Here is a 23,701-nt window from a genome sequence, read left to right as displayed (position 1 = left end):
GGATTTTCGATGTCGACATCATTTCACTTGCGTAGCCTCGGGTTGGCGCTGGTGCTGGCGGGCGCTGCGGGCTGCTCGTCACCCAAGACCGCTATTTATGAACATGAGAATTTCGACGACTCCGGTACGTTTTCCCGTGATTACCCGGTCAGTGACACCGCGGCCTGCGAAGCGGCGCGGCGTGCGCTGTTGAGCCAGGGTTACATCATTACCAGCAGCGATCCAAAGCTGGTGGCGGGTAACAAGAGCTTCCAGCAGACCGGCGAAACTCACCTGCAGATCAGCTTCAACGTGGTATGTGCCGACGATGGCAGTGGCAATCATCACTCGACCATGTTCGCCAACGCCTTGCAGGACCGCTACGCGCTGAAGAAGGTCAATAACTCCGCGAGCCTCGGTGTGGGGGTGTTGGGCTCGGTGTCGATGCCGATTGGCTCCACCGATGATTCGATGGTCAAGGTGGCCAGCGAGACGGTGTCTGCGCCAAAGTTCTATGAGCGTTATTTCGCGCTGGTGGATGTTTTCCTGCCCCAGGAAGTGAAAAAGGCTGCGCATATTCCAGAGAAGCCCAAGGCGGACCTCGGCATTCCGGAACCGAAGGCAGCTCCGGCGGCCGATAAGGTTGAGGCGCCTAAGGAAACCCCGAAAGAACTGCCCAAAGAAGCGCCGGCCACACCGGCAGCCCCGGTGACGCCGGCGGTGGTGCCTGCGGCATCGGAGCCGGTTGTACCGCCGGCAGAACCTGCGCCGATTGCTCCCAAGGAAACCCCGGCAACAGCGCCAGAGGCAACCAGCCCGACGCTGCCGGCGCCAACCGAAGCGATTCCGCCCCTGCCGACGCCTGCGCAGTAACTACACCGCTACGGGGTTGGCCTTGTCGACGTTGATCCCGTAGCGGCTGATCGCCTCCGCCACCTTGGCGCGGCTGATCAGGCCGTCATCCGCCAGCGCCTTCAAGGCCGCCAGTGCAATGAAGTAACGGTCCACCTCAAAGAACTCGCGCAAGGTTTCGCGGGTATCCGATTGCCCGAAGCCATCAGTGCCCAGCGCTACAAAGCGCCGGCCCGGCACGAACGGGCGGATCTGGTCGGCAAAGATTTTCATGTAGTCGGTGGCAACCACCACGGGCCCGGCCTGGTCCTCAAGGCATTGCTCGACATAGCTGGCACGCGGTTGGCTCTCCGGGTGCAGCAGGTTCCAGCGCTCCACGGCATGGCCTTCCCGGCGCAGCTCGGTAAGGCTGGTGACGCTCCACACGTCGCTGGCCACGGCGAAGTCATCCCGCAGCAAATCAGCAGCGGCGATGACTTCCCGCAGGATCGAACCGCTGCCCATCAGCTGTACCCGGGGTTGCGCGGTGTCTTCAGCCGCCTTCAACCGATACATGCCCTTGAGAATCCCATCCTCGACACCGTCGGGCATCGCCGGGTGCGGGTAGTTTTCGTTGAGCAGGGTAATGTAGTAGTAAATGTCCTCTTGCTCGACGTACATCCGGCGCATGCCTTCGCGAATGATCACTGCCAGTTCGAAGGCAAAGGTCGGGTCATAGGAAATGCAGCACGGGATCACCGAGGACAGCACATGGCTGTGGCCATCGTCATGCTGCAGGCCTTCGCCCATCAGTGTGGTGCGTCCGGCGGTCGCCCCCAGCAGGAAGCCCCGCGCCCGCGCATCGCCTGCGGCCCAGGCCAGGTCGCCGACTCGCTGGAAACCGAACATCGAATAGAAGATATAGAACGGCACGGTCATCAACCCGTGGTTGGCGTAGGACGTACTCGCGGCGATCCACGAGGAAATGGCGCCGGATTCATTCAGGCCTTCCTGCATGATCTGTCCGTCCTTGCTTTCCTTGTAGTAGGACAGCTGGCCGGCATCCTGTGGGGTGTAAAGCTGGCCGACCGCAGAGTGAATGCCGATCTGGCGGAACAGGCTTTCCATGCCGAAAGTGCGGGACTCGTCCGGCACAATGGGCACGATCAACTTGCCCAGGTTCGGGTCCTTGAGCAGCGTGCCGAGGATGCGCACGAAGGCCATGGTGGTGGAAATCGCGCGCTCGCCAGTGTCCTTGAGTTGGGTGGCAAAGGCTTCCAGTTCGGGGATCTTCAACGACTCGACCGCGCTGTGGCGAGCCGGTACGTAACCCCCCAGCGACTGGCGGCGAGCGGCGAAATAGCGTGCTTCTTCACTGTCGGCGGCCGGTTTGAGATACGGGATTTCGGTCAGTTGATCGTCGGCCACTTCCAGTCCGAAGCGATCGCGGAAGGCTTTGACGGCTTCAGCCCCCATCTTTTTCAACTGGTGGTTGATGTTCTGGCCTTCGCCGGCCTCGCCCATGCCAAAGCCCTTGACGGTTTTCGCCAGGATCACCGTCGGCTGGCCGCTGTGGCGCACTGCGGCGGCATAGGCGTTGTAGACCTTGTCCGGGTCATGGCCGCCCCGTGAGAGTTTCCAGATATCGTCGTCGGACATGTCCGCCACCAGCGCCAGCAACTCGGGATATTTGCCGAAGAAGTGTTCCCGCACGTAGGCGCCGTTTTGCGATTTGTAGTTCTGATAGTCGCCGTCCACACATTCCATCATGCGCTGGCGCAGCAAGCCGCTTTTGTCCTTTTCCAGCAACGCATCCCAACCGCCGCCCCAGATCACCTTGATCACGTTCCAGCCGGCGGCGCGGTACAGGCTTTCGAATTCCTGGATCACCTTGGCATTGCCGCGCACCGGGCCATCCAGGCGTTGCAGGTTGCAGTTGACCACGAAGATCAGGTTGTCGAGTTTCTCGCGCCCTGCAAGTGAGATGGCCGCCAGGGATTCCGGTTGATCCATCTCGCCATCACCGAGGAACGCCCACACCTTGCGGCCCTGGTGCTGCTTGAGGTCGCGGAACTCCAGGTAGCGCATGAAGCGAGCCTGGTAGGCGGCGGTAATCGGCCCGAGACCCATGGACACCGTAGGAAATTGCCAGAATTCCGGCATGAGGCGAGGGTGTGGATAGGACGATAAACCGTCGCCACCGGCCTCCCGGCGGAAGTTGTCCAGTTGCGCTTCGCTGATTCGGCCTTCGAGGTACGCCCGCCCGTAAATGCCCGGTGCCGAGTGGCCCTGGATGTACACCAGGTCGCCATCGAAACTGTCGGTTCGGCCACGGAAGAAGTGGTCAAAGCCTACGTCATACAGCACGGCAGCCGACGCGTAGGTCGCGATATGCCCACCCACCCCGGAATGTTTGCCGGCGCGCAGCACCATGGCCATCGCGTTCCAGCGGATAAACGCATTCAATCGGCGCTCGGTGGCCAGGTTGCCGGGGTAGGGCAACTGACGGTCCACCGGGATGGTATTGACGTAAGGCGTGGTCACCCGCCCGTAGAAGTCGCCATGCCGCGCCACATCGAAATCCAGCAACTGGTCGATCAGGTAATGCGCACGCGGGCGGCCTTCGGTGGTCAGCACCGATTCGATGGACTCCAGCCATTCGCGGGTTTCCTGTGGATCGTCGTCGAGGCGTACTGCGGTGTTCGGGGTCATGTCAGGCTCCAGGGTGGACGGGTTTCAGCGTGTGGGCTCCTTGTGGGAGCTTTGCGAATGTAGTTGCAATTGCAACTACATGACTGAATCTAGCGCGGGATGAGCTACTATTGCAACCTTCTTGAAATTCCCCGGATTGGTGTTGCATGTCGTCGAAAGAGCCTGATGTCTGGTTTCGTTTTGTTCGGGCCCACAGGACGGTTATCCGTGAAATCGAACGGCGCCTGGCCGATGCCGGTCTGCCGCCGTATGCCTGGTACGACGCTTTGTGGGGCCTGGAAAGTGGCCCCGAGGGCACCCGGCGCATGCACGAACTGGCCGATGTGCTGGCCATCGAGCGCTACAACTTGACGCGCCTGGTGGACCGTCTGGAAAAGGACGGCCTGGTGGTGCGTTCGCGCTCCGACGGTGACGGGCGTGCTGCCTTTGTCTCAATCACCGACGCGGGCCGGGTGTTGCGCAAAAAGATGTGGAAAATCTACGAAAGCAGCGTGGAAGAGTTGTTTCTGTCGCAGCTCGACAGCGAGCAACGCCGGGGCTTTGCCGAGGCGCTGGAACGCACGGCGGGGCTGGCGATGGAGGCGGGCGTGCAGACCCGTGGGCGGCGTAAGACCTGAAGCAAAGACGCCAGGCGACGAAGATCCAGTGTGGGAGCGGGCTTGCTCGCGAAAGCGGTGTGTCAGCAAAAGAAATATCAGCAGACACACCGCCTTCGCGAGCAAGCCCGCTCCCACATTTGATCTGTGATGGATGACAGATCGTCATTTCAGGTGATACCGACGCAGGGCGGTTTCCACCTGTTCTGCGTCGATACGGCCGTCATCCGCCAGCGCCTTCAATGCCAGCACCGCGATCCAATATCGACTGGGTGGTGACGTTTCCACCGAGCCCGCGCCCAAGGCTACAAACCGCGCGTCGACATGCCCCGCCAACGGGTCAACGATGGGCTGCGGATAGCCGGTAACCGCGACCACCGGCGCGCCATCCCCAGCCAGGCAATCCCTCAGATGACAACTGCGCTTCGGTGCCAGCGGGTGCAGGCGGTTCCAGCGTTGCGCCGCCTCCGCCTCGCGGGCCAGCCGTGTGTAGCTGGGGCAACTCCACAGTTGCGCCTCGACGTTCCAATCCGTTTCGAGTAACTGCGCGGCGTGCACGACTTCTTCAAACGCTCGACCCGCGCCCAGCAACCGCACCCTCAATTCGCTCGTGTATGACCGCCGGACCCGGTACATGCCCCTGAGCGCATGGTCACGGTCCTGCGGGCTCAGCCCTGGCCCGTCGTGTTGATCGTGCAGTGCCAGGTAATAAAACCCCGGCTCGCCGTCGACATACAGCGCCTGCAAAGCCGCCAGCACAATCGCCCGCGCTTCCTCGCCGGAGGCCGGGTCATAAGGTGTGCAGTGGGGGTTGCTGGCCAACCACAAGGGCAGTGACGGGGAGGGCCGGGTTTCATTGTCGTTGCACAAGATGCCCCGCTGGCGGGTCTCCCTGGACAGCGCGCGCAACTGGGCTGATGACGCGGCCGTGTGCAGGTACAGCATGGGCTTTTCCCCGGTGTTGCGCGCAAACCAGGTGGGCCAGCTCACCACCCGGCGCGAGCGCGACTGGCCGCGAATCACCCACGCCTGGCGGCTGGACTCCAGGGTGTTGGCCATGGTCATCACGCTATACAGGGGCGAACAGCGGGGCTGCTGCATTGCATTCAAGGCGTCGATACAGATCAGGGCAGAGCGTTCGGTGCTGGCAGTCATGAGCAGGGTCGCTTGGCAACGGGTGCCCATACCCTAATGGAATTCTGCTTGTGATTGCAATTGCAATGATTGCAGTTGCATCTAAAATTCATTCGGCTAAATCAGCGCAACACTGCTACGTTTTATCTTGAAGTGCAGGAACGTCATGCCACGGACATTTTTTCGTCATGGCGGCACTTTAGCCTGGTTGTGCAGGTCATTAAGCAACCCCTTTTCATAAAACAAGGAGTCAACCATGGACGAATACCAGGAAGAACTGTTGGAGTACCAGGCTTTTGAACTGGATCCGCTGGATCCGGCCGATGATGCCACCGAGCTGTAAGACAGACGTCAGGCGGAATGCCGCTGACTGCGGCGAAATTCCCCTGGGGTCTGGCTGTTCCAGCGCTTGAAGGCGCGTTGAAAGGCTTCCGCTGAAGCAAAGCCGAGCAAATAGGCAATTTCACCGAACGCCAGTTCGGTATCGCGAATGTAGGTCATGGCCAGGTCGCGGCGAGTGTCATTGAGAATCGCCCGGAACTGAGTCCCTTCTTCCGCCAGCTTGCGCCGCAAGGTCCAGGTCGGCAGTTTCAAGCGTGACGCCACTTCTTCCAGGTCGGGTTCCCGGCCACCATTGAGCATCGGCCCGAGTAACCGGGTAATGCGCTCGCGCAGGCTGCGGGTGCGCGTCAACTGCTCCAGTTCCCGTTCACACAATTGCACCAGTAATTGCCAGGTACTCGGGCAATGTTCCGGGTTGCGCATGGCCAGGGTTTGCTGGCTCAGGCGCAGTTGATTGTGCTCGGCGCCAAACTGGATCGGGCAGTCCCCCAGCACGCTGTAGCGCTCGCTATAGTCGGGTGCCTCGAATTCGATTTCGATGCGCTGCGCCTGCACCGGTTTCAGGCTCAGGCTCGACAACTGATGCAGCCACCCGGCGATGATCGAGTCCACCACAAAGCGGTTATAGGCGTTGTACGGGCTGATGGAATAGAAGCGTAGCCAGGCCCCGTCCGTATCCTCGTGAAAGCTCGACTGGCCGCGATAGTTGGAGCCGTACAAGGCTTCAAAACGTGTCAGGGTGCGGGCGGCTTCGCGCACGGTGGGGGCCTGGGCGGCGGTGACACCGGCGAGGCCAGCCTGGCTCAAGCGGCTGAGCTGGCCCATGCGCAGCCCCAGACTGGCGTCGCCGGTCAGCTGGATGGCGGCGTGGCCCAGGCGCATATAGCGCGGGATCGACAAGCGTGCGCCGGCCTCGGCCAGGCGGGCCGGGTCAAGGCCGTATTGCAGCAGCAACGGTTGCGGGTCCAGGCCATGGCTGTGGATCGCATCGGCCAAGGTGTGGACGAAGCCCACCGACAAATCCCCAAGCCGCACCGGTTTCATCGTGCTACAGCCACACGTTCAGCAGGCGCGCGCCACGGGCATTGCCGTCGGCGAACACTTGGCCGTTGCTGCTGAGGAAGCTTTGCCCGGCGCTGCCCATGTCAAAGAACTGCCCGCGCAGGAACACGCTCATGCCGGCGGTGGCCTGGCTGATGGGTTGTTGGCTGATCAGGGTCAGGCGGTGCCAGGCTTCGCCTTCGCTGAGTTCTTCGGGCTTGAGGCTGATCTCCGGCGGCGTCGACACGCTTTTGAAGCCGCGCCACGGCTTGTCCCAGGTCTCGCGGCCAATGACGAAGGCTGGTACGGCCACCAATTGGGCGCCTTGCTCGTTGAGCTTGCGGTAATTGTCCGGGTACCAGCTGTCGCTGCCGATCAGGATGCCCAGGCGCCCGGCCGGGGTGTCGACCACGCTGACGGTGTTTTCGTCGCCGGGTTCGATAAAACCGCGCTCATCGAAAATCGGATACAGCTGGCGTTGTGGCTGGCCCACCGCCAAGCCATCACGGTCGAATACCACGCTGGTGTTGTACAGCGCGCCATGGCCGATCTGCAGCTGGCCCTGGCTGACGCTCGGGTTGGGCAGGGCAATGGAGCCGGCCACCAGGGTCACGCCGAATTCCTTGGCCAGGCCGCCGAACAGTACTTGATAGTCGCGGGCCATGGCCGGAGCCTTCATGCGCAGGTAGGCGTCGTCGATACGGTCATCACCCTTGGCGCTGATCAATGCCCGCAGGAACAGCAGCGGGTTGCTCGCCGACAGCCAGTTCATCGCGTCCTTGAGGTTGGTGGCCTGATACAGCTCGTTCTTTTCGCCGCTGACCATCAGCCAGGTGCCGATATGTTCCGGCAGCACCACGATGGTCTTGTCGTTGATCAAGCCCTGGTCGCGGGCCTTTTGCAGATAGGCCGCCAGCTTCAGGTGCAGGCGTTCCAGGCTCTGGTAATCGGCGGGGAACAGTTCCGGCTGGATGCCCAGCAGGTTACCGCGGTCGGCGGGCACGCCCTGGTCGACGGCCAGGCTGATCCGCAGGTCGGACAGGTAATGGCCCACGGGACGCTCCTGGGTCCAGACCAGATAGGCGGAAATGGCGGCGACCAAGGCCATGATGAGGGTGAAGCCAAGAAGTTTACGCATGGGAAAAAGACAACGGACCGGGTGCAGGGTTCGGTACCTAGGGTAGGGCTCATGTACGCAGTTGCCAAGGGGCGCTGCGCATTTGGATCAATAACTTGTCAGTTACAGTCATTGAGCGGCAACCGGCAGCCTCTTAGTCTGTGGGACATAAACCGATGGAGTGCCGTTCGAGCGCTCCACGTCCCGTGATGATCCGTTGTGGAGCTGTACCATGACCGCTGCTGCCTACCCGCACCTGCTGGCCCCGTTGGACCTGGGTTTTACCACCCTGCGTAACCGCACCCTGATGGGCTCGATGCACACCGGCCTTGAAGAGAAACCCGGCGGCTTCGAGCGCATGGCGGCCTATTTTGCCGAGCGCGCCCGTGGCGGCGTGGGCCTGATGGTCACCGGCGGCATTGGCCCGAACGATGAAGGCGGGGTGTATGGCGGTGCAGCCAAGCTGACCACCGACGAAGAGGCGCAAAAGCACAAGATCGTCACGAAAGCCGTACACGAGGCCGGCGGCAAGATCTGCATGCAGATCCTCCACGCCGGGCGTTATGCCTATAGCCCGAAACAGGTGGCACCGAGCGCGATCCAGGCGCCGATCAACCCGTTCAAGCCCAAAGAACTGGACGAAGAAGGCATCGAAAAGCAGATCAGCGATTTCGTCACCTGCTCGCTGCTGGCCCAGGTCGCCGAGTACGACGGCGTGGAGATCATGGGCTCCGAAGGCTACTTCATTAATCAGTTCCTCGCCGCTCACACCAACCATCGCACCGACCGCTGGGGTGGCAGCTATGAAAATCGCATGCGCCTGCCGGTGGAAATCGTGCGCCGGGTGCGCGAAGCCGTAGGCCTGAATTTCATTATCATCTTCCGCCTGTCGATGCTCGACCTGGTGGAAGGCGGCAGCACCTGGGCAGAAATCGTGCAGTTGGCCAAGGCCATCGAGCAGGCCGGTGCAACGCTCATCAACACCGGCATCGGCTGGCACGAAGCGCGGATCCCGACCATCGCTACCAAAGTGCCACGCGGTGCGTTCAGCAAGGTCACCGCCAAGTTGCGCGGTGCGGTGCAGATTCCGTTGATCACCACCAATCGGATCAACACCCCGGAAGTCGCTGAGCAGATCCTGGCCGAAGGCGACGCCGACATGGTCTCGATGGCCCGCCCATTCCTCGCCGACCCGGACTTCGTCAACAAGGCCGCCGAAGGCCGCGCCGATGAGATCAACACCTGCATCGGCTGCAACCAGGCGTGCCTGGACCACACCTTCGGCGGCAAGCTGACCACCTGCCTGGTCAACCCGCGCGCCTGCTACGAAACCGAACTCAACTACCTGCCGGTCAAGCAGATCAAGAAAATCGCCGTGGTCGGTGCCGGTCCTGCGGGCCTGGCGGCCGCCACCGTTGCCGCCGAGCGCGGGCATCAGGTGACCCTGTTCGATTCGGCCAGCGAGATCGGCGGCCAGTTCAACATCGCCAAGCGCGTGCCGGGCAAGGAAGAGTTCTTCGAGACCCTGCGCTACTTCAAGCGCAAGTTGCAGACCACCCACGTCGAGCTGTGCCTGAACACTCGGGTCGACGTTGAGCAGCTTGTTGCGGGCGGTTACGACGAGATCATCCTCGCCACCGGCATCGCGCCGCGTACACCGGCCATCCCGGGCGTGGAAAATGCCAAGGTGCTGAGCTACCTGGACGTGATCCTGGAGCGCAAGCCAGTGGGCCATCGCGTGGCGGTGATCGGTGCCGGCGGTATCGGTTTTGACGTGTCGGAATTCCTCGTGCACCAGGGCGTGTCCACCAGCCTGGACCGCGAGGCGTTCTGGAAAGAGTGGGGCATCGATACCCACCTTGAAGCCCGCGGCGGTGTGGCCGGGATCAAGCCCGAGCGCCATGCGCCGGCGCGTGAAGTGTTCCTGCTGCAGCGCAAGACGTCCAAGGTCGGCGACGGCCTGGGCAAGACCACCGGCTGGATTCATCGCACCGGCTTGAAGAACAAACAGGTGCAGATGCTCAACAGCGTCGAGTACCTGAAGATCGACGATGAGGGCCTGCACATCCGCATCGGCGCCGAAGGTGAGCCGCAGGTGCTGGCGGTGGACAATATCGTGATCTGTGCCGGCCAGGACCCGCTGCGGGAACTGCAGGACGGCCTGGTGGCGGCCGGGCAGAACGTGCACCTGATCGGCGGTGCTGACGTGGCGGCCGAGCTGGATGCCAAGCGCGCCATCAACCAGGGTTCGCGCCTGGCGGCCGAGCTGTAAACACGCAAAAGGGGCGGTGGTAGACTACCGCCCCTTTTCTTGTGCAGACCTGCCTTTATGGGTCCTTTCGACTGGCTTCCCCACGCGCCCCTTGAACCCCTGAAGCTTGACTGGATGGGGCCGGTGGACGTCGCCGTGCTGCGCCTGGATCGCATTGACCCGCTGATCAGCGGCAACAAGTGGTTCAAGCTCACCGAACACCTGGCGCAAGGCCGGGCGGCGGGTGCCAGCGGGATCATCAGCCTGGGCGGGGCTTACTCCAATCATCTGCATGCTCTGGCGGCGGCCGGGAAACGCTTCGGCTTTCCTACCGTTGGCTTGCTGCGTGGTCATCCGCAAGACACTCCCACGGTGCTCGATCTCAACGCCTTTGGCATGCAGCTGCATTGGCTGGGGTATGGCGGCTATCGCGCGCGTAACGAGCCGGACTTCTGGCTGCCTTGGCGCGAGCAGTATCCGCACCTGCACCCGGTGCCTGAGGGCGGTGGTGGCTTGGCCGGTGCCTTGGGCTGCGGGGTGCTGGTCAGTCAGGCGCAGGCGCAGTTAAGCGGCCTGGGCTGGGCGGACTATCACGGTTGGTGGCTGGCCGCGGGGACCGGCACCACGCTGGCGGGATTGGTATTGGCCGAGGCGGGCGCGCATCCGGTATATGGCGCGCTGGCAGTGCCCGACGACCACGGCGTGGCGCAGCAGGTACGGGCGCTTGTGCAAGAGGGTTATGAATTGCTGGAGGCCAGCCGGGGCGGCTTTGCCAAGGTTGATCCGGAGTTGCTGGCCTTTATCGACGCCACCGAGCAAGCCTGTGGCCTGCCCCTGGAGCCGCTGTACACCGGCAAGGCGTTATTGGCGTTGAAGCAGCAGATTGAAACCGGGAGATTTCCCCCCGGCACCCGTCTGATCTTTGTCCACACCGGTGGCCTTCAAGGCCGCCGGGGATACCAACGTTACTGAAGGTTCCCTCTCTTGCCGGGCATCATCCGTAATGCAGTATTGTCCCGCAGCACATAGTGATGGCCCAACCCCGCCAACGCATGCAGCCCGATCAGCCAGTAACCGATCTTGCCGAACAGCGCATGCCAGCTTTCAATCTCTTTGGCCAACGCCTTGTTTTCGGCAATCAACGGCGGCAGCTCGATGCCGTAGAACATCACCGAATGCCCCTCGGCGCTGACAATTAACCAGCCGGCGATGGGCATGCCGATCATCAAGGCATACAACGCCATGTGCATCAGGGTCGCCAGGAAGGATTGCCATTGCGGCGGTGCCGGTACGATCTTCGGCGCCACGCCCAGGCTGCGGGCGAACAACCGCAGCCACACCAGCACAAACACGGTCAGGCCGAACATGAAGTGCATTTCCACAATCAACGTACGGCCGCCGCTGCCTTTGGGAAACTGCCCGCGTAATTCAATGCAGGCGTAGACCACCGCCAGCAGCACCACCATCAGCCAGTGCAACGCAATCGACATGGTGCTGTAACGCGTATCGGAATTTTTCCAGGGCATCGCTTTCTTCCTCACTCATCAGGGCAAACCTCCGTTCTTTCGCGACGGAGTCCTTTCAATGTAAGCCTGTTTTACGAGGTTTGCCCGTGAGAGAAGGGTGTATAGGCGATCTTTTGATCTCGATCAGTTGCCCTGTGGCATTTCACCCCGTGCCAGACGCTGGTTGATGTCGGCAATCACCGCAGGCAGGTCGATGATGGTGTCGATCATGTAGTGCGGGCGCGAGCCTTCGAACATGGCCTCGATGCGCGTGCGTTCGCTGGCGAGTGTGCCAGCGTCCAGGGCGCGGAACTGCGCGTAGGTCAGGCCCAGGGCGTTGCCTGAGCAGGTCAGCGCCACGGTCCACATTCCGGCGCGACGGCCTTCGAGGATGCCCGGCACGGTGTCGTCGATCTTCACGCAGGCCGCGACATCATCAATCCCGAGGGCGATCACGTTGGCCAGGGCCTGGGCCGGCCATGGGCGGCCGTTGGGTACTTCGTCGGTGGCGACCACGTGGTCGGCGATGTAGCCGTTGGTGGCGGCCAGTTCCACCACCTTGTCCATCACCTGCTTGGGGTAGCCGGAGCACGAGCCGATCTTGATCCCCTGTTTGCGCAGGTTGGCGATGGTGTCCAGGGCGCCGGGGATCAACGCCGAGTGCTCGGCGATTTTCTCGATCTGCAGCGGCATGAAACGCTGGTAGATGGCGGTCACGTCATCGTCAGTCGGTGTGCGGCCAAAAGCCTTGCGATAGCGCTCGGCCACTTGCGGCTGGTCACACAGGGTGCGGATGTGGTCCCACTTGCCCATGCCCATCGGGCCACGGGCTTCTTCGATGGAGACCTGCACGTCGAATTCAGCGAAGGCTTCGACAAAAATCTGCGTGGGGGCGAACGAGCCGAAATCGACCACAGTGCCGGCCCAGTCGAGGATCGCGGCTTGAAGCTGGGTTGGGTTTGCGTAGTTCATGGTTCAGATCCTGTGAGTAGTGGGCAGTCAGATGTCGAGCACGTTCATTTCTTGCAGCACCTCGGCCACCGCCGCGACGGCGGCTTGCATCTCGGCCTGGTTTACATGGCCGATGCAGCCCACGCGGAAGGTTTCCACCTGGGTCAATTTGCCGGGATAGAGGATGAAACCCTTGGCCTTGACCCGCTCGTAGAACGCCTTGAACTGGTAGCGTGGGTCTTTTGGCGCATGGAAGGTGACGATGATCGGCGCCTGGATCGCCGCAGGCAGGAAACTGCGCAGGCCCAGTTCGGCCATGCCGTCCAGCAGCGCCTGGCAGTTGTTGGCGTAGCGCTGATGCCGGGCGGGCAGGCCGCCTTCTTCGTTGTATTGCAGCAGCGCTTCGTGCAGCGCCGCCACCACGTGGGTTGGCGGGGTGAAGCGCCACTGGCCGGTCTTGGCCATGTAGCTGTGCTGGTCGAACAGGTCCATCGCCAGGGAATGGCAGTTGCCCTGGGCAGCGGCCAGCGCCTGCTTTTCAGCGAACACAAAACCCATCCCCGGTACGCCTTCCAGGCACTTGCCGGAGGCGGCGATCAGCGCGTCGAACGGCACTTCACGGGCATCGATCGGCAGCGCGCCGAAGGAGCTCATGGCGTCGATGATCAGGCGCTTGCCGTGGCGGGCGATGACCTGGGCGATCTCGGGCAGCGGGTTGAGAATCCCGGTGCTGGTTTCGCAATGGATCAGTGCGACGTGGGTGATGCCCTTGTCGGCGTGCAGCAGGCGGTCGACGTCGGCGGCGGTGGTGGGTTCGTCTTCGGCGGTTTCAAAGGTGCTGAACGAGCGGCCGAGCACTTCGCAGATCTTCGCCAGGCGCTTGCCGTAGGCGCCGTTGATCAGCACCAGCACCTTGCCGTCCCGTGGCACCAGGGTGCCGATGGCCGCTTCCACGGCAAAGGTGCCGCTGCCTTGCAACGGCACGCAATGGTGGCTGGCGGTGCCGTTGACGATCACCAGCAGTTGCTCGCAGAGGCTGGCGGTCAGTTGGTTGAAGCGGTCATCCCACGAACCCCAGTCGACCATCATGGCCTCGCGGGTGCGGGCCGAGGTGGTCAAGGGCCCGGGGGTCAGCAGGATCGGCGCGGCAGTGCTCATTCGTGTGTCCTCGCAAAACAATGGGATGAAGTTACGGCGCCTAAATTGCAGTTTGGCTTGTCATCAATCAAATTGTTTGTTGTTATGCGAGCTATCAGTGAGGCCGATAGCTATGAACCTGTTTCAACTGCGTGCGTTTGATGCCGTAGCCCGCGAGGGCAGTTTTACCCGGGCGGCCGAGCGCCTGTTTATCAGCCAGCCGGCGGTGACCGGGCATATCAAGGCGCTGGAGGAGCACTACCAGATTGCCCTGCTGCGGCGTACCGCGCGGCGGGTGGAGTTGACCGAGGAGGGCACCAAGCTCGCGGCGATCACCCGGGCGATCTTCGGCCTGGTGGAGGAGGCGCAGACGTTGCTGGAGGCCAACCGGCAACTGCTTACCGGGCGCCTGGAAGTGGCGGCGGACGGGCCGCACATGGTCATGCCGATGCTGGCCAGCCTGCGGCAGCGGTATCCGGGGATTACGGTCAATTTGCGCTTGGGCAACGCTCAGGAAACCCTCGCGGCGTTGCTGTCGGAGCGCGCCGATGTGGCGGTGTTGACGGAGGTGGAGACGCGCAAAGGCCTGCACTTGCAGCCGTTGATCGAGTCGCGGATTTGCGCGTTGGTGCCTGCGGGCCACCCGTGGTTGGCGGAGCCTGCGGGGATTCGGCTGGAGCAGTTGGATCAGGTAATCATGGTGTTGCGTGAGCCCAGCTCGATCACCCGGCGCACCTTCGACGAAGCCTGCGCCCAGGCCGGGGTGCAGCCCAAGGTGTTGCTGGAGCTGGACAGCCGTGAGGCGGTGACGGAAGCAGTGGCGGCGGAGTTGGGGGTTGGGGTGGTGTCGTCGATGGAAGTCAGCCGGGATCCGCGGGTGCATGCGATTCCGATCCAGGGCGACGGGCTGGTGAACCGGCATGTGATCGGGTGCATGGAGCGGCGGCGGGAGTTGCGGTTGATTCAGGCGTTTTTCGAGTTGGCGCCCTGAATGGGGTTGGCTGAAGACCGAGTTGGCGCCATCGCGGGCAAGCCCGGCTCCCACATTAGACCGCGTATTCCAGAACAACTCGGTCAACTGTGGGAGCCGGGCTTGCCCGCGATGGGGCCCCTGAGTTCAGCGCAAACTTTCCCGCACAATCTCCAGAAAAGTCGCCACCACCCGCCGCGAACTCTGCTCTTTCAAGCACACCAGTGTTTCCTTCATCCGCTGGGTACAGTCGCGGATCGGCATCGCGTACACCCGTGAGTCCGCCCCAAACTCCGCGGCAGACACCACCCCCACGCCAATCCCCACCACCACCGCCTCCCGCGCGGCTTCCCGGCCTTCCACCTGGATCGCCGGGCGAATCCGCAGCCCGGCCTGATGCATTTCCTGCTCCAGGGTCTGGCGGGTCACCGAGCCGATTTCCCGCAACACCAGCGGCGTATCGTCCAGGTCCGCCAGGCAGATCGACTCACGGCCCGCCCAGGGATGGTTGCGGGCGACAAACGCGAGCAATTGATCATCCGGCAATGGCAATGACAGCAGCCGTTCGTCGTCCACATCGCGCCCCAGCAGCGCCAGGTCGGCCTGGTAGTTGTAGAGGCGAAACAGCGATTCATCGGTGTTGCCGGTTTCGATCTTCACGCTGATGCCCGGGTACAGCTGGCAAAAGCGCGCGATCTGCGGCAGCACATGCACGGGCGCATCCACCGCGAGTGTCAGGGTGCCGGTTTGCAAGGCCCGGGAATCCTGCAACAGTTCTTCGGCCTCCGCCGCGACCGCAAACAAGCGCTGGGTGATGCTCAACAGGCGCTCGCCAAGGTCGGTCAACCGCACCGAGCGTTTGTTGCGATGAAACAGCAGCACGCCGAAGCGTTCTTCGAGTTTGCGCACCTGGTCGGAAATGGCCGGCTGGCTGAGGAACAAGCGTTCGGCGGCGTGGGTGAAGCTGCCGTGGACGGCCACTGCATGGAAGGCTTTGAGTTGGGCGTGGGACACCGACATCGCGAATCCTCTTACAAGCTCAGCTTATATTTGAAATACGATAAATCGATTTTACCTATTAGTCAGCCATTGCTTTGATAGCCCCAGTCGCCGTAGGTCGAGTCCTACACCTTCGGCGGCCATGGGTCTTCTGCGTGCTCACCAGCGGGACTCATCTGACCAATACCGCGCCCTTCCAAGCGCCGGTACTGCAGTGCTCAACAATAAAAATACAGGCGTTTGCTTTTCATTCTGCCGGCACACTCACACCCGAGGTCAGAACCACCATGAATACTCCCTTGAGTCACATCAAGCGTTGGCGCGTGCAGATTTTCGCCATCACCTGGCTGGCGTACGCGGCCTTCTATTTCACCCGCAAAGCTTTTTCGGTGGCCAAACTGGGGATCGTCGACGACCCGAGTTTCCCGTTGGACAAGATGATGATGGCCAACCTGGATGGCATCTACCTGGCGGCCTACGCCGTTGGCCAGTTCACCTGGGGCATGCTTGCCGACCGTTTCGGGCCCCGTGTGGTGGTACTCGGCGGGTTGCTGATTTCCGCCGCCGCCGCCCTGGTGATGGGCACGTTTGCCACCTTGCCGATCTTTGTCACCTGCATGTTGATCCAGGGCCTGGCCCAGTCCACCGGCTGGTCGGGGCTGTGCAAGAACCTTGGCAGTTTCTTCCCGGCGCAGCAGCGTGGGCGGGTGCTGGGGTTATGGAGTTCGTGCTACGCCTTTGGCGGCCTGGTGGCGTCACCGTTTGCCGGCTGGTGGGCGTATACGCTGATCGGCACCTGGCATGCGGCGTTTATCTCCAGTGCGGCCGTCGTCGCCGTGGTCGCGGTGCTGTTCTTCATTTTCCAGCGCAACACGCCACAGGATGTGGGGTTGCCGGCGGTGGAGCCCGAGCCGGAGCAGACTGTCGCCGAAAAGAACGCGAGTGTGCTGGAGCCGTTGCGGGCCATCTTGCGCAACCGCACGGTGTTGACCCTGGGACTGGCGTACTTCCTGTTGAAGCCGGCACGCTACGCCATCCTGTTGTGGGGGCCGGTGATTGTGTATGAGCAGATGCCGTCGGTGGGCAAGGTCGGCGCAGCGATTGTGCCCACGGCCTTCGAGCTGGCGGGGTTGCTGGGGCCGATCATGATCGGCATGGCGTCCGACAAACTGTTCGGCGCCCGGCGCATGCCGGCCTGTGTCCTCAGCCTGTTGGCGCTGACGGTGGCCCTGGCGTTGTTCATGGGCGCCTTGCACACCGGCAGCGTGGTGCTGGTGATGGCATTGCTGTTTGTGATGGGCCTGACCCTGTACGGGCCGGACTCGATGATCAGCAGCACCGCCGCCATCGACTTCGGCACCGCCAAGGCCGGCGCGACGGCGGCGGGGTTCGTCAACGGCTGCGGTTCGGTGGGGGCAGTACTCGGCGGCTTGTTGCCGGGCTACTTCGACACCGTCACGGTGTTTATCGTGTTTGCCGGCGCCGCGCTGTTTTCCTCGCTGGTGTTGATGCCCTACTGGAACGCCAGGCCGGCGGTATTGGCACAGGTGGGGGACTTTGTGCCCGACCGTGAGCGCGCCATCAATCCCTTGCGTACCTGAGGGGCATGGCCGGTTTTTTGGTGGATTAGAGTGTTTCAGCGCTATAAACTCTGCCCCCAAAGCGCCGGCCAGTAGACGTCTCGGCGCGATGGACAGAAGAGAGTGAGTCATGGGCGCACAGTGGAAAGTCAAACATAAAGAAGCGGCATCCAATGCCAAGGGCAAGATCTTCGGCAAGCTGGTGAAAGAAATCACCATTGCCGCCCGCAACGGTGCCGACACCGCCACCAACGCACATTTGCGCCTGGTGGTGGAGCAGGCCAAAAAGGCCTCGATGCCCAAGGAAACCCTGGAACGCGCGATCAAGAAAGGCGCCGGTCTGCTCGGTGAGACCGTGCAATACCACCGCGTGACCTACGAAGGTTTTGCCCCACACCAGGTGCCGCTGATCGTTGAATGCGTGACCGACAACATCAACCGCACCGTGGCGGAAATCCGTGTGGCGTTCCGCAAGGGGCAACTGGGTGCTTCGGGCTCTGTGGCCTGGGACTTCAACCATGTGGGCCTGATCGAAGCGTCGCCGGACAGCCCGGACGCCGATCCGGAAATGGCCGCGATTGAAGCCGGTGCCCAGGATTTCGAAGAAGGCGAAGAAGAGGGCACCACCCTGTTCATCACCGAGACCACAGACCTGGACGCCGTGCAGAAAGCCTTGCCGGACCAGGGTTTCACCGTGTTGTCGGCCAAGCTGGGCTACATCGCGAAGAACCCGGTGAGCGGTTTGAGTGATGAGCAGATGGCTGAAGTCGAAGCCTTCCTGGAAGGCTTGGACAACCATGATGACGTGCAGGATATGTTCGTCGGGTTGGCGGGTTAACGCTCATTTGATGTGAACTCGATCCAAATGTGGGAGCGGGCTTGCTCGCGAATATGGTGTACCAGCCAAGTATGTATTGACTGACACACCGCATTCGCGAGCAAGCCCGTTCCCACATTGGGTTTAGCGGAGTGTGGAAGACTGCAACAGGGTTGTGATTGCCTCGAACCCAGGCCGGGCCAGCACCTCCGGCTGGCAGCAGTTATCCCGCAAGGCTTCCAGCGCCACGCGCTTTTCCTCGCTCAACCCCGTATCAATCCTTTCCAGCAGTTCCCCCAGCAACACGCCGAACGCGCGCACTTCTATACGCTGCAACGCGCGGGTTTCCTGGCTGTCGACCGTGGCGTGAAACGACGCGGCACCAAAGTCCCCCAGCAAACATTCACCGGCTTCATTCCACAGAATGTTATGGCCGTACAGATCGCCGTGGGTGATGCCTTGCTCGTGCAGGTGCGCCGCCACCGAAGCGATGCCCCGGGCCATGCGCAGTGCCACGTCCGCGCTGAAACGGGTGGTGGGCTCGTAGATATCCCGGGTGCACGACGCCAGGCTCGGCAGGGCCGCGAGGTTGCGGTAGCTCGGTTCGATCAGTTGCATCACCAGCGCCGCCTGGCCTTGGGGATGCTCGACCACCCGGCCTTCCACCTTGATCAGGTTGGCGTGCAACCCGGCGGCGATGCAGGCGTGCATTTCGTGCAGGGGCGAGCCGTCGCTGGTAATGCTGCCTTTATAGAGTTTGACCGCCACCGCCTTGGCCGGCGCGTTTGGCGGGGTCCAGGACGCTTTGCGGATGATCCCGGAAGCGCCTTCCCCCAGCACGTCGCCCAATTCCAGCTCGGGCCAGGGAATGTTTGGCGTCGCGTCATGGCGGGCCTCTTCCACGGCCATCTCTACCGGGTTGCCGGCGTAGGCCAGCCAGGTCAGGCTCGGCAAGGTCAGCAGCCAGTCCGGCAGACGGTTCAGGCGGTTGGAGGCGATGCGGATCAGTTCGAGGTTTTTGCACTGGGCCAGGCTTTGCGGCAACTGCTCCAGGTGATTGCCGGCCAGCATCAGCTTTTGCAGCAAGGGCCGTTCCCCCAGCTCCCTCGGCAACTGGCTGATACGGTTATCGGTGAGGATCAGCCAGCGCAGCAGGGGCGGCAGCGATGTGGCCGGGACGCTGCTGATCTGGTTCGACTTGAAGCCGATCATACTCAACTGCGCACACTGGCCCAGGCATTCCGGCAGTTCGGTAAAAGCGTTTTCCGAACAGAACAACACGCGCAAATGGGGCAGGCGGTGCAGGTCGTCCGGCAGGCTGCTGAGGGCATTGCCGGTGAGGTTGAGGATTTCCAGGGAGTCGGCCAGGTCGAAGATTTCCCGTGGGAACTCCGTCAGCCCGCAGCGCAGGTCCAGGCGTTTGATACCGGCCAATTGGCCGGCCTTGAGTTGGGCAAGGGTATCCATGAACAGCGCGTCACTCGGCAATAGGGGCGTGAATGGCGCTCATGATAGCGGGTTGTGGACCGATCTTCTGCAACTGCCCGAGGCGGCTGGCGGTGCGGGCCAAGTCGATGGCCTGGCCGCTGAGGGATTGTTCCAGCGGCTGCTCACCGATCAGCACCAGGTGTTTGTCCTGGTCGTAGAGCACGTCCACCAGGTTGATGAACCGTTGTTGGGTGGCGATCGGGCAGTCCGCCAGATGCGGCAGGCCGTCGATGATCCAGCGGTCGTAGTCGCGGCACAATTGCAGATAGTCCATGACGGCGGTCGGTTTTTCGCACAGGTCGCTGAAGGTGAAGGCGATGCTGCGACCCTGATGCCAGCGGGCAGTCAACTGCCGGGCTCCGACGGTCAGGCTGATGGGGGCGTGATCCGCTGAGGGCAACCCCAAGGCCTCGCGTTGCGCGCAAGTGCCCGGCCAGACGAACTGCCCAGCGCTGAAACGCTGATCGCTATGGGCCTGGGCCAGGCTGCGGTAATCCTGGGGCGCGCTGACTTCCATGACGTCCATGCGCGCGCTGATCAGCTCGATCACCGGCTTGAAACGCTGGTGGTACAAGGGGTTCGGCAGCAACCCAGCAGGCGGGTAATTGGAGGTTACCAGCACCCAGACCCCGCGCCGGAACAGGGCCTTGAACAGGCGGCTGATCAGCATCGCATCGCCGATATCGTGTACGTGAAACTCGTCGAAGCACAGCACGCGGCAGCTATCGAGCAGCTCGTCCAGGGTTACGCCCAGGGCATCACGCTGCTGGCGGTGGGTAAACATCCCCTGGTGCAGACGGGCGAAAAAGTCGTGGAAGTGCACGCGCTGTTTCTCGGCAATCGGCAGTGCCTGGAAAAAAACGTCCAGCAACCAGCTTTTGCCCCGGCCCACGGCGCCGTGCAGGTACAGGCTGCGGGTGGGACGCCCGGCCAGCAGGTGGGCGGTTTGTCGGGCCATGGTCTCGATGACCTGCAACTGGCTGGGGCTGAGGGTATAGCCCTGTTGCCGGGCCTTGCCTTGAAAAAAAGCCGCGATGCCGGGGTCGGTGTCGGTCGCCGCAGGGTTACCCAGCAAGCGTTTGAGCAGGGGCGGTAAAGCAGCCAATGTCAGTCACTCTGTATGTCGGTGGTCGCTCACTTTAGAGCGCCGGTTGCGGTTTGACCAATAGAGAAGCACACCGCCAGCTATCTGGAAACGGCATGGCTGAATGGATCCAAAACAACGTCTTGACTGGCGGATTCCCCTCAAGTGACTAACCTCATACACAGCAGTCACCCCTGTATAAGGATTTGGGGCAGTGAAGGGACAGGCAGTCTTGGCAATCATGGGCGCGATGCTCTGCAACACGGTTTATGGTGCACAGCTCCAGGTTGAGGTGCGCATCGACGTGCAGCGCGGTTGCCAATTGGTCGGCACCACACGTGAGGCCGGCATCGAGCAGCTCGGCGTGCTGGATTTTGGCAGCGGCGCCCGCCTGGATGACCCGGCTGGCCCGTTGAGTGCAGCCTTGATCAGCCAGCGCCAGCCACGCCTGGAGTGCAACCCGGACACGCCGTATCAGATGCGCGTCGACGGCGGCCTGCATGGCGGCGTCGGCGAAGTGCGTTACCTGGGCGCCGCCGCCCCTTCGATCAAACCCATTCCCTACCGAATTTATGCCGACGCCGCGCGCCGTATCCCCTTGGCCGTGGACGTGCCGGTGAGCGGCCGCGTGCCGGATTCCGGCACGGTGGACTTGCCACTTTACGCACGCATCGAGCCGCTTAAGGAAATCCCGGCGGTGGGGCGTTATTCCGACCTGCTCAAAGTGACGGTGACATGGTAAGCCGCGCCCTGGCCTGCATCGCGCTGGGCGGCCTGTTGCTGCTGGCCGAGGACGCCCAGGCGGCGGTGGCCGGGCAGATTCATGCACGGCTGGTGATCACCGCCAGTTGCCAGGTGAGCAAGGGCACCGACAGCGCGCCGGTGAGCCCGGATGGTGGCTCGGCCTTGCTGGATTTCGGCAGCCACGGACCCACCTGGGACAAAGGCCTGGGGGCCGGCATCAGCGATGGCGACAAGGCGGCACTGGCGGTGTCCTGCAACCCGTCGGTGGTGAGCAGTTTCACCGTGACCATCGACGGCGGCGCCCATGGCGACGGCGTCACCCGGCGCTTGAGCAATGGCCGGCAAACCATACCGTATCGGCTGTCGGCCGACCCGGCGGGCCGGAGCACCTACAGCATCGGCCAGCAACGCAATTTCGTCGTGACCAAGGGCGCACAGGTACCGATCCCGGTATTCGGCTCGGTGGTGGCGAATACCAGGGCCCTACCGGCCGGCATCTACACAGACACCCTGACGGTGACTCTGGATTGGTAAATCACGAGGATGGACATCATGCATGCACGTGTATCGAAAGTAGTTTTTCCATTGATGGCGCTGGTGTGGGTATCGGGCGCCCAAGCGGCCACCACCGTCACCGGGCAGATCAGCTCCACGCTGATCCTGACCAACAGCTGCCTGGTCAACGGCGTGGGCGGTACCACCGGGTTGAACTTCGGTACGATCAATTTCGGCACCACCAACAGCCAGTTCACCACCCAGTCCGGCCAAGTGCTGGGCGGCGGCGGGGGCGCACTGTCGATCCAGTGTTCGTCGGGCACCTCGCCGGTGATCACCGTGGGCGCGGGCTCCCATGACGGCCAGTCCACCGGCGGCACCCGGGCGCTGTACGACGGCGTGGCCAATTATGTGCCGTATGACTTTTACACCGACTCCGGGCATTCAACGCTCCTGGCGATCAACGGCACCATCAACGTGGGCGCGAGCACAGGTGTTGCACAAACCGTGAACATCTACGGCCAGGCCGTGGGCAAGGCAGGGCTGCCGGCGGGTACCTACACCGACACGGTGTCGGTGCAACTGACGTTCTAGTGCGATGAAGCGGGCCTGCTGGGCGACGCTGGCGGTCATCACGGGGTGGGGGATGCCGTCGTCGTTGCTGGCGGTGACCAACCAGACGATCCAGGTCAGCGCGACGATTGCCGCAGGCTGCCTGGTGGTGGGCGGCGGCACGAACTACGGCAGCCTGGCGTTCGGCAGCTATTCGTCGTTGTCCACCAGTACGGTGTCGGTGGCGCTGAGTGGCGGGGTGACACTGCAATGCACGCCGGGAGTCACCTTGAACATGACCGTGGATGGCGGGTTGCACAACGCCAGTGGGCGGCACATGCAGCTCAATAGCGGTAGTGCCCAAGTGGCGTATCAACTGTTTCAGGACGCAGCGCTGAGCCAGAGCCTGGGGATCAGCCAAAGCGTCAGCGTGGCCTACAGCAACGCAAACACTATCACTCTGCCGATTTACGGTCGGGTGGTGTTACCGGGTAATCAGCCTGGGGGGACGTACAGCGACGTGCTGCAGGTGCAGCTGTCCTGGTAAGGCGATTGGCATGAGGAGTGGACTCTATGTTTGCAGCTTCCCGGTGGTATTGGGTTGCGGGTTTTATGGGCTTGGCGGCGTTGGGCGCCGGACAGGTCCAGGCCGCCAGTTCTGTGCTGATCTGGCCCATTGACCCGGTGCTGGAAGCCGATCAACAGGCCAGCGCCTTGTGGTTGGAGAACCGTGGTACAGAGACTGCCAATTTGCAGATTCGGGTATTTGCCTGGAGTCAGGGTGGGTTTGACGAGCAGTACCAGAACCAGCGCGACGTGATCGGCAGCCCGCCGGTGGCGAAGATCGAACCGGGGCAGAAGCAACTGGTGCGCCTGACCCGCACCCGAGAAGTACCGCCGGGCCAGGAGCTGGCGTATCGAATCATCATCGATGAAATTCCTGCCGCTACCCCTGACACTCCCGCCGCCGATGGCAAGACGGCCGCTGCCATCCGCTTTCAAATGCGTTATTCGGTGCCCTTGTTTGCTTATGGCGCGGGCCTGTGGAGCAAGGAAGATGCGACCCGCCAGCGCGACCCCAAGGGCGCGGGCAAGCCTGACCTGAGCTGGAAGAAAGTCACGGTGGGCGGGCGCACCTATGTGGAGATGCGCAACCAGGGCGCGGTGCACGCGCGGCTCACGGATGTCGCGTTCAAGCAGGGCGGGCAGACCCGGCCGCTGGTGGACGGCCTGCTCGGCTATGTACTGCCGGGCGCAACCATGCGCTGGCCGGTACCGGAAGGGGTAGCTGGCGATCAGCCGCTACAGGTGCGAGTCAATGGCGCAACGCAACTGGAGAACCTTGCACCGGGACGGTAACGCAATGGAATAGGGCA

Annotated in this window: 22 protein-coding genes; 12 read left to right on the top strand and 10 right to left on the bottom strand. The window is 62.5% G+C overall.

The window, feature by feature from the left end:
• Positions 1-9: 9 nt before the first annotated feature.
• On the top strand, positions 10-852 hold the full coding sequence (locus LIY45_RS11140) for a DUF2242 domain-containing protein (protein ID WP_226476347.1): 843 nt from the start codon (positions 10-12) through the stop codon (positions 850-852).
• Here LIY45_RS11140 and aceE read toward each other — a convergent pair whose 3' ends face one another.
• Positions 853-3,522, bottom strand: coding sequence for a pyruvate dehydrogenase (acetyl-transferring), homodimeric type (gene aceE / locus LIY45_RS11135; protein ID WP_226476346.1), 2,670 nt, complete (start codon positions 3,520-3,522; stop codon positions 853-855). It lies immediately after the preceding gene.
• 146 nt (positions 3,523-3,668) lie between these two features.
• Here aceE and LIY45_RS11130 point away from each other — a divergent pair, with 146 nt between their 5' ends.
• Positions 3,669-4,139 carry a MarR family transcriptional regulator gene (locus LIY45_RS11130; protein WP_226476345.1) on the top strand — a complete coding sequence of 157 codons (471 nt, stop codon included), beginning with the start codon at positions 3,669-3,671 and terminating at the stop codon, positions 4,137-4,139.
• Between the two features lie 144 nt (positions 4,140-4,283).
• Here the strand turns inward: LIY45_RS11130 and LIY45_RS11125 are convergent, their stop codons facing one another.
• The 3 genes from LIY45_RS11125 to LIY45_RS11115 all read right to left on the bottom strand — a co-directional run bounded on the left by LIY45_RS11125 (position 4,284) and on the right by LIY45_RS11115 (position 7,773).
• On the bottom strand, positions 4,284-5,303 hold the full coding sequence (locus LIY45_RS11125) for a pyruvate dehydrogenase (RefSeq protein WP_226476344.1): 1,020 nt from the start codon (positions 5,301-5,303) through the stop codon (positions 4,284-4,286).
• A gap of 300 nt (positions 5,304-5,603) precedes the next feature.
• Positions 5,604-6,638 (bottom strand): AraC family transcriptional regulator, encoded by a 1,035-nt coding sequence (locus LIY45_RS11120; RefSeq protein WP_226476343.1) that lies wholly within the window; start codon positions 6,636-6,638, stop codon positions 5,604-5,606.
• A 4-nt stretch (positions 6,639-6,642) separates the two neighbouring features.
• Entirely contained in the window at positions 6,643-7,773 is a 1,131-nt protein-coding gene (locus tag LIY45_RS11115) for a carbon-nitrogen hydrolase family protein (protein ID WP_226476342.1), read from the bottom strand.
• Between the two features lie 211 nt (positions 7,774-7,984).
• Here LIY45_RS11115 and LIY45_RS11110 point away from each other — a divergent pair, with 211 nt between their 5' ends.
• Both LIY45_RS11110 and LIY45_RS11105 read left to right on the top strand, forming a co-directional pair.
• Complete coding sequence (locus LIY45_RS11110) at positions 7,985-10,024, top strand: NADPH-dependent 2,4-dienoyl-CoA reductase (RefSeq protein WP_226476341.1); 2,040 nt, start codon at positions 7,985-7,987, stop codon at positions 10,022-10,024.
• Positions 10,025-10,081: 57 nt separating this feature from the next.
• Positions 10,082-10,975: a 1-aminocyclopropane-1-carboxylate deaminase gene (locus LIY45_RS11105; RefSeq protein ID WP_226476340.1), complete on the top strand. Its 894-nt coding sequence runs from the start codon at positions 10,082-10,084 to the stop codon at positions 10,973-10,975.
• Here LIY45_RS11105 and LIY45_RS11100 read toward each other — a convergent pair.
• The 3 genes from LIY45_RS11100 to LIY45_RS11090 form a co-directional block, all read right to left on the bottom strand.
• Entirely contained in the window at positions 10,969-11,529 is a 561-nt protein-coding gene (locus tag LIY45_RS11100) for a cytochrome b (protein WP_226476339.1), read from the bottom strand. The two genes, LIY45_RS11105 and LIY45_RS11100, sit on opposite strands and share 7 nt — an antisense overlap.
• Before the next feature lie 123 nt (positions 11,530-11,652).
• On the bottom strand, positions 11,653-12,480 hold the full coding sequence (gene phnX / locus LIY45_RS11095; RefSeq protein ID WP_226476338.1) for a phosphonoacetaldehyde hydrolase: 828 nt from the start codon (positions 12,478-12,480) through the stop codon (positions 11,653-11,655).
• A gap of 27 nt (positions 12,481-12,507) precedes the next feature.
• On the bottom strand, positions 12,508-13,617 hold the full coding sequence (locus LIY45_RS11090) for a 2-aminoethylphosphonate--pyruvate transaminase (RefSeq protein ID WP_226476337.1): 1,110 nt from the start codon (positions 13,615-13,617) through the stop codon (positions 12,508-12,510).
• Between the two features lie 112 nt (positions 13,618-13,729).
• On the opposite strand from LIY45_RS11090, the gene LIY45_RS11085 reads away from it, so the two are divergent.
• The gene (locus LIY45_RS11085; protein ID WP_226476336.1) at positions 13,730-14,587 is read left to right on the top strand and encodes a LysR substrate-binding domain-containing protein; all 858 of its coding nucleotides are present in this window, start codon (positions 13,730-13,732) and stop codon (positions 14,585-14,587) included.
• A 126-nt stretch (positions 14,588-14,713) separates the two neighbouring features.
• On the opposite strand, the gene LIY45_RS11080 is transcribed toward LIY45_RS11085, so the two are convergent.
• Complete coding sequence (locus LIY45_RS11080) at positions 14,714-15,586, bottom strand: LysR substrate-binding domain-containing protein (RefSeq protein WP_003212428.1); 873 nt, start codon at positions 15,584-15,586, stop codon at positions 14,714-14,716.
• A 266-nt stretch (positions 15,587-15,852) separates the two neighbouring features.
• Between LIY45_RS11080 and LIY45_RS11075 the strand changes: the two genes are divergently transcribed.
• Both LIY45_RS11075 and LIY45_RS11070 read left to right on the top strand, forming a co-directional pair.
• Positions 15,853-17,166 (top strand): MFS transporter, encoded by a 1,314-nt coding sequence (locus LIY45_RS11075; protein WP_226476335.1) that lies wholly within the window; start codon positions 15,853-15,855, stop codon positions 17,164-17,166.
• A gap of 109 nt (positions 17,167-17,275) precedes the next feature.
• Positions 17,276-17,983, top strand: a complete 708-nt coding sequence (locus LIY45_RS11070) for a YebC/PmpR family DNA-binding transcriptional regulator (protein WP_226476334.1) — start codon at positions 17,276-17,278, stop codon at positions 17,981-17,983.
• Positions 17,984-18,106: 123 nt separating this feature from the next.
• Here LIY45_RS11070 and LIY45_RS11065 read toward each other — a convergent pair whose 3' ends face one another.
• Both LIY45_RS11065 and zapE read right to left on the bottom strand, forming a co-directional pair.
• Positions 18,107-19,429: a leucine-rich repeat-containing protein kinase family protein gene (locus LIY45_RS11065; RefSeq protein ID WP_226476333.1), complete on the bottom strand. Its 1,323-nt coding sequence runs from the start codon at positions 19,427-19,429 to the stop codon at positions 18,107-18,109.
• 10 nt (positions 19,430-19,439) lie between these two features.
• Positions 19,440-20,555, bottom strand: a complete 1,116-nt coding sequence (gene zapE, locus LIY45_RS11060; RefSeq protein ID WP_226476332.1) for a cell division protein ZapE — start codon at positions 20,553-20,555, stop codon at positions 19,440-19,442.
• A gap of 193 nt (positions 20,556-20,748) precedes the next feature.
• On the opposite strand from zapE, the gene LIY45_RS11055 reads away from it, so the two are divergent.
• Genes LIY45_RS11055 through LIY45_RS11035 form a run of 5 tightly spaced genes read left to right on the top strand, consistent with a single transcriptional unit; the run spans position 20,749 to position 23,684 of the window.
• A complete protein-coding gene (locus tag LIY45_RS11055) occupies positions 20,749-21,276 on the top strand; it encodes a spore coat U domain-containing protein (protein ID WP_226476331.1) in 528 nt (175 codons plus the stop codon).
• Complete coding sequence (locus tag LIY45_RS11050) at positions 21,270-21,812, top strand: spore coat protein U domain-containing protein (protein WP_017476956.1); 543 nt, start codon at positions 21,270-21,272, stop codon at positions 21,810-21,812. The genes LIY45_RS11055 and LIY45_RS11050 overlap by 7 nt, the downstream gene beginning before the upstream one ends.
• An 18-nt stretch (positions 21,813-21,830) precedes the next feature.
• On the top strand, positions 21,831-22,367 hold the full coding sequence (locus LIY45_RS11045; protein ID WP_226476330.1) for a spore coat protein U domain-containing protein: 537 nt from the start codon (positions 21,831-21,833) through the stop codon (positions 22,365-22,367).
• Positions 22,368-22,419: 52 nt separating this feature from the next.
• Positions 22,420-22,872 (top strand): spore coat U domain-containing protein, encoded by a 453-nt coding sequence (locus LIY45_RS11040; RefSeq protein ID WP_226476329.1) that lies wholly within the window; start codon positions 22,420-22,422, stop codon positions 22,870-22,872.
• Between the two features lie 26 nt (positions 22,873-22,898).
• Positions 22,899-23,684 (top strand): molecular chaperone, encoded by a 786-nt coding sequence (locus LIY45_RS11035; protein WP_017476959.1) that lies wholly within the window; start codon positions 22,899-22,901, stop codon positions 23,682-23,684.
• Positions 23,685-23,701 lie beyond the last annotated feature (17 nt).

It is taken from the genome of Pseudomonas sp. MWU16-30323 (assembly GCF_020515595.1).
In the GTDB taxonomy this organism is placed as follows: domain Bacteria; phylum Pseudomonadota; class Gammaproteobacteria; order Pseudomonadales; family Pseudomonadaceae; genus Aquipseudomonas; species Aquipseudomonas yamanorum.
The sequence above is the reverse complement of the archived record's forward strand: the minus strand, read 5'-3'. Positions and strand labels throughout refer to the sequence as shown.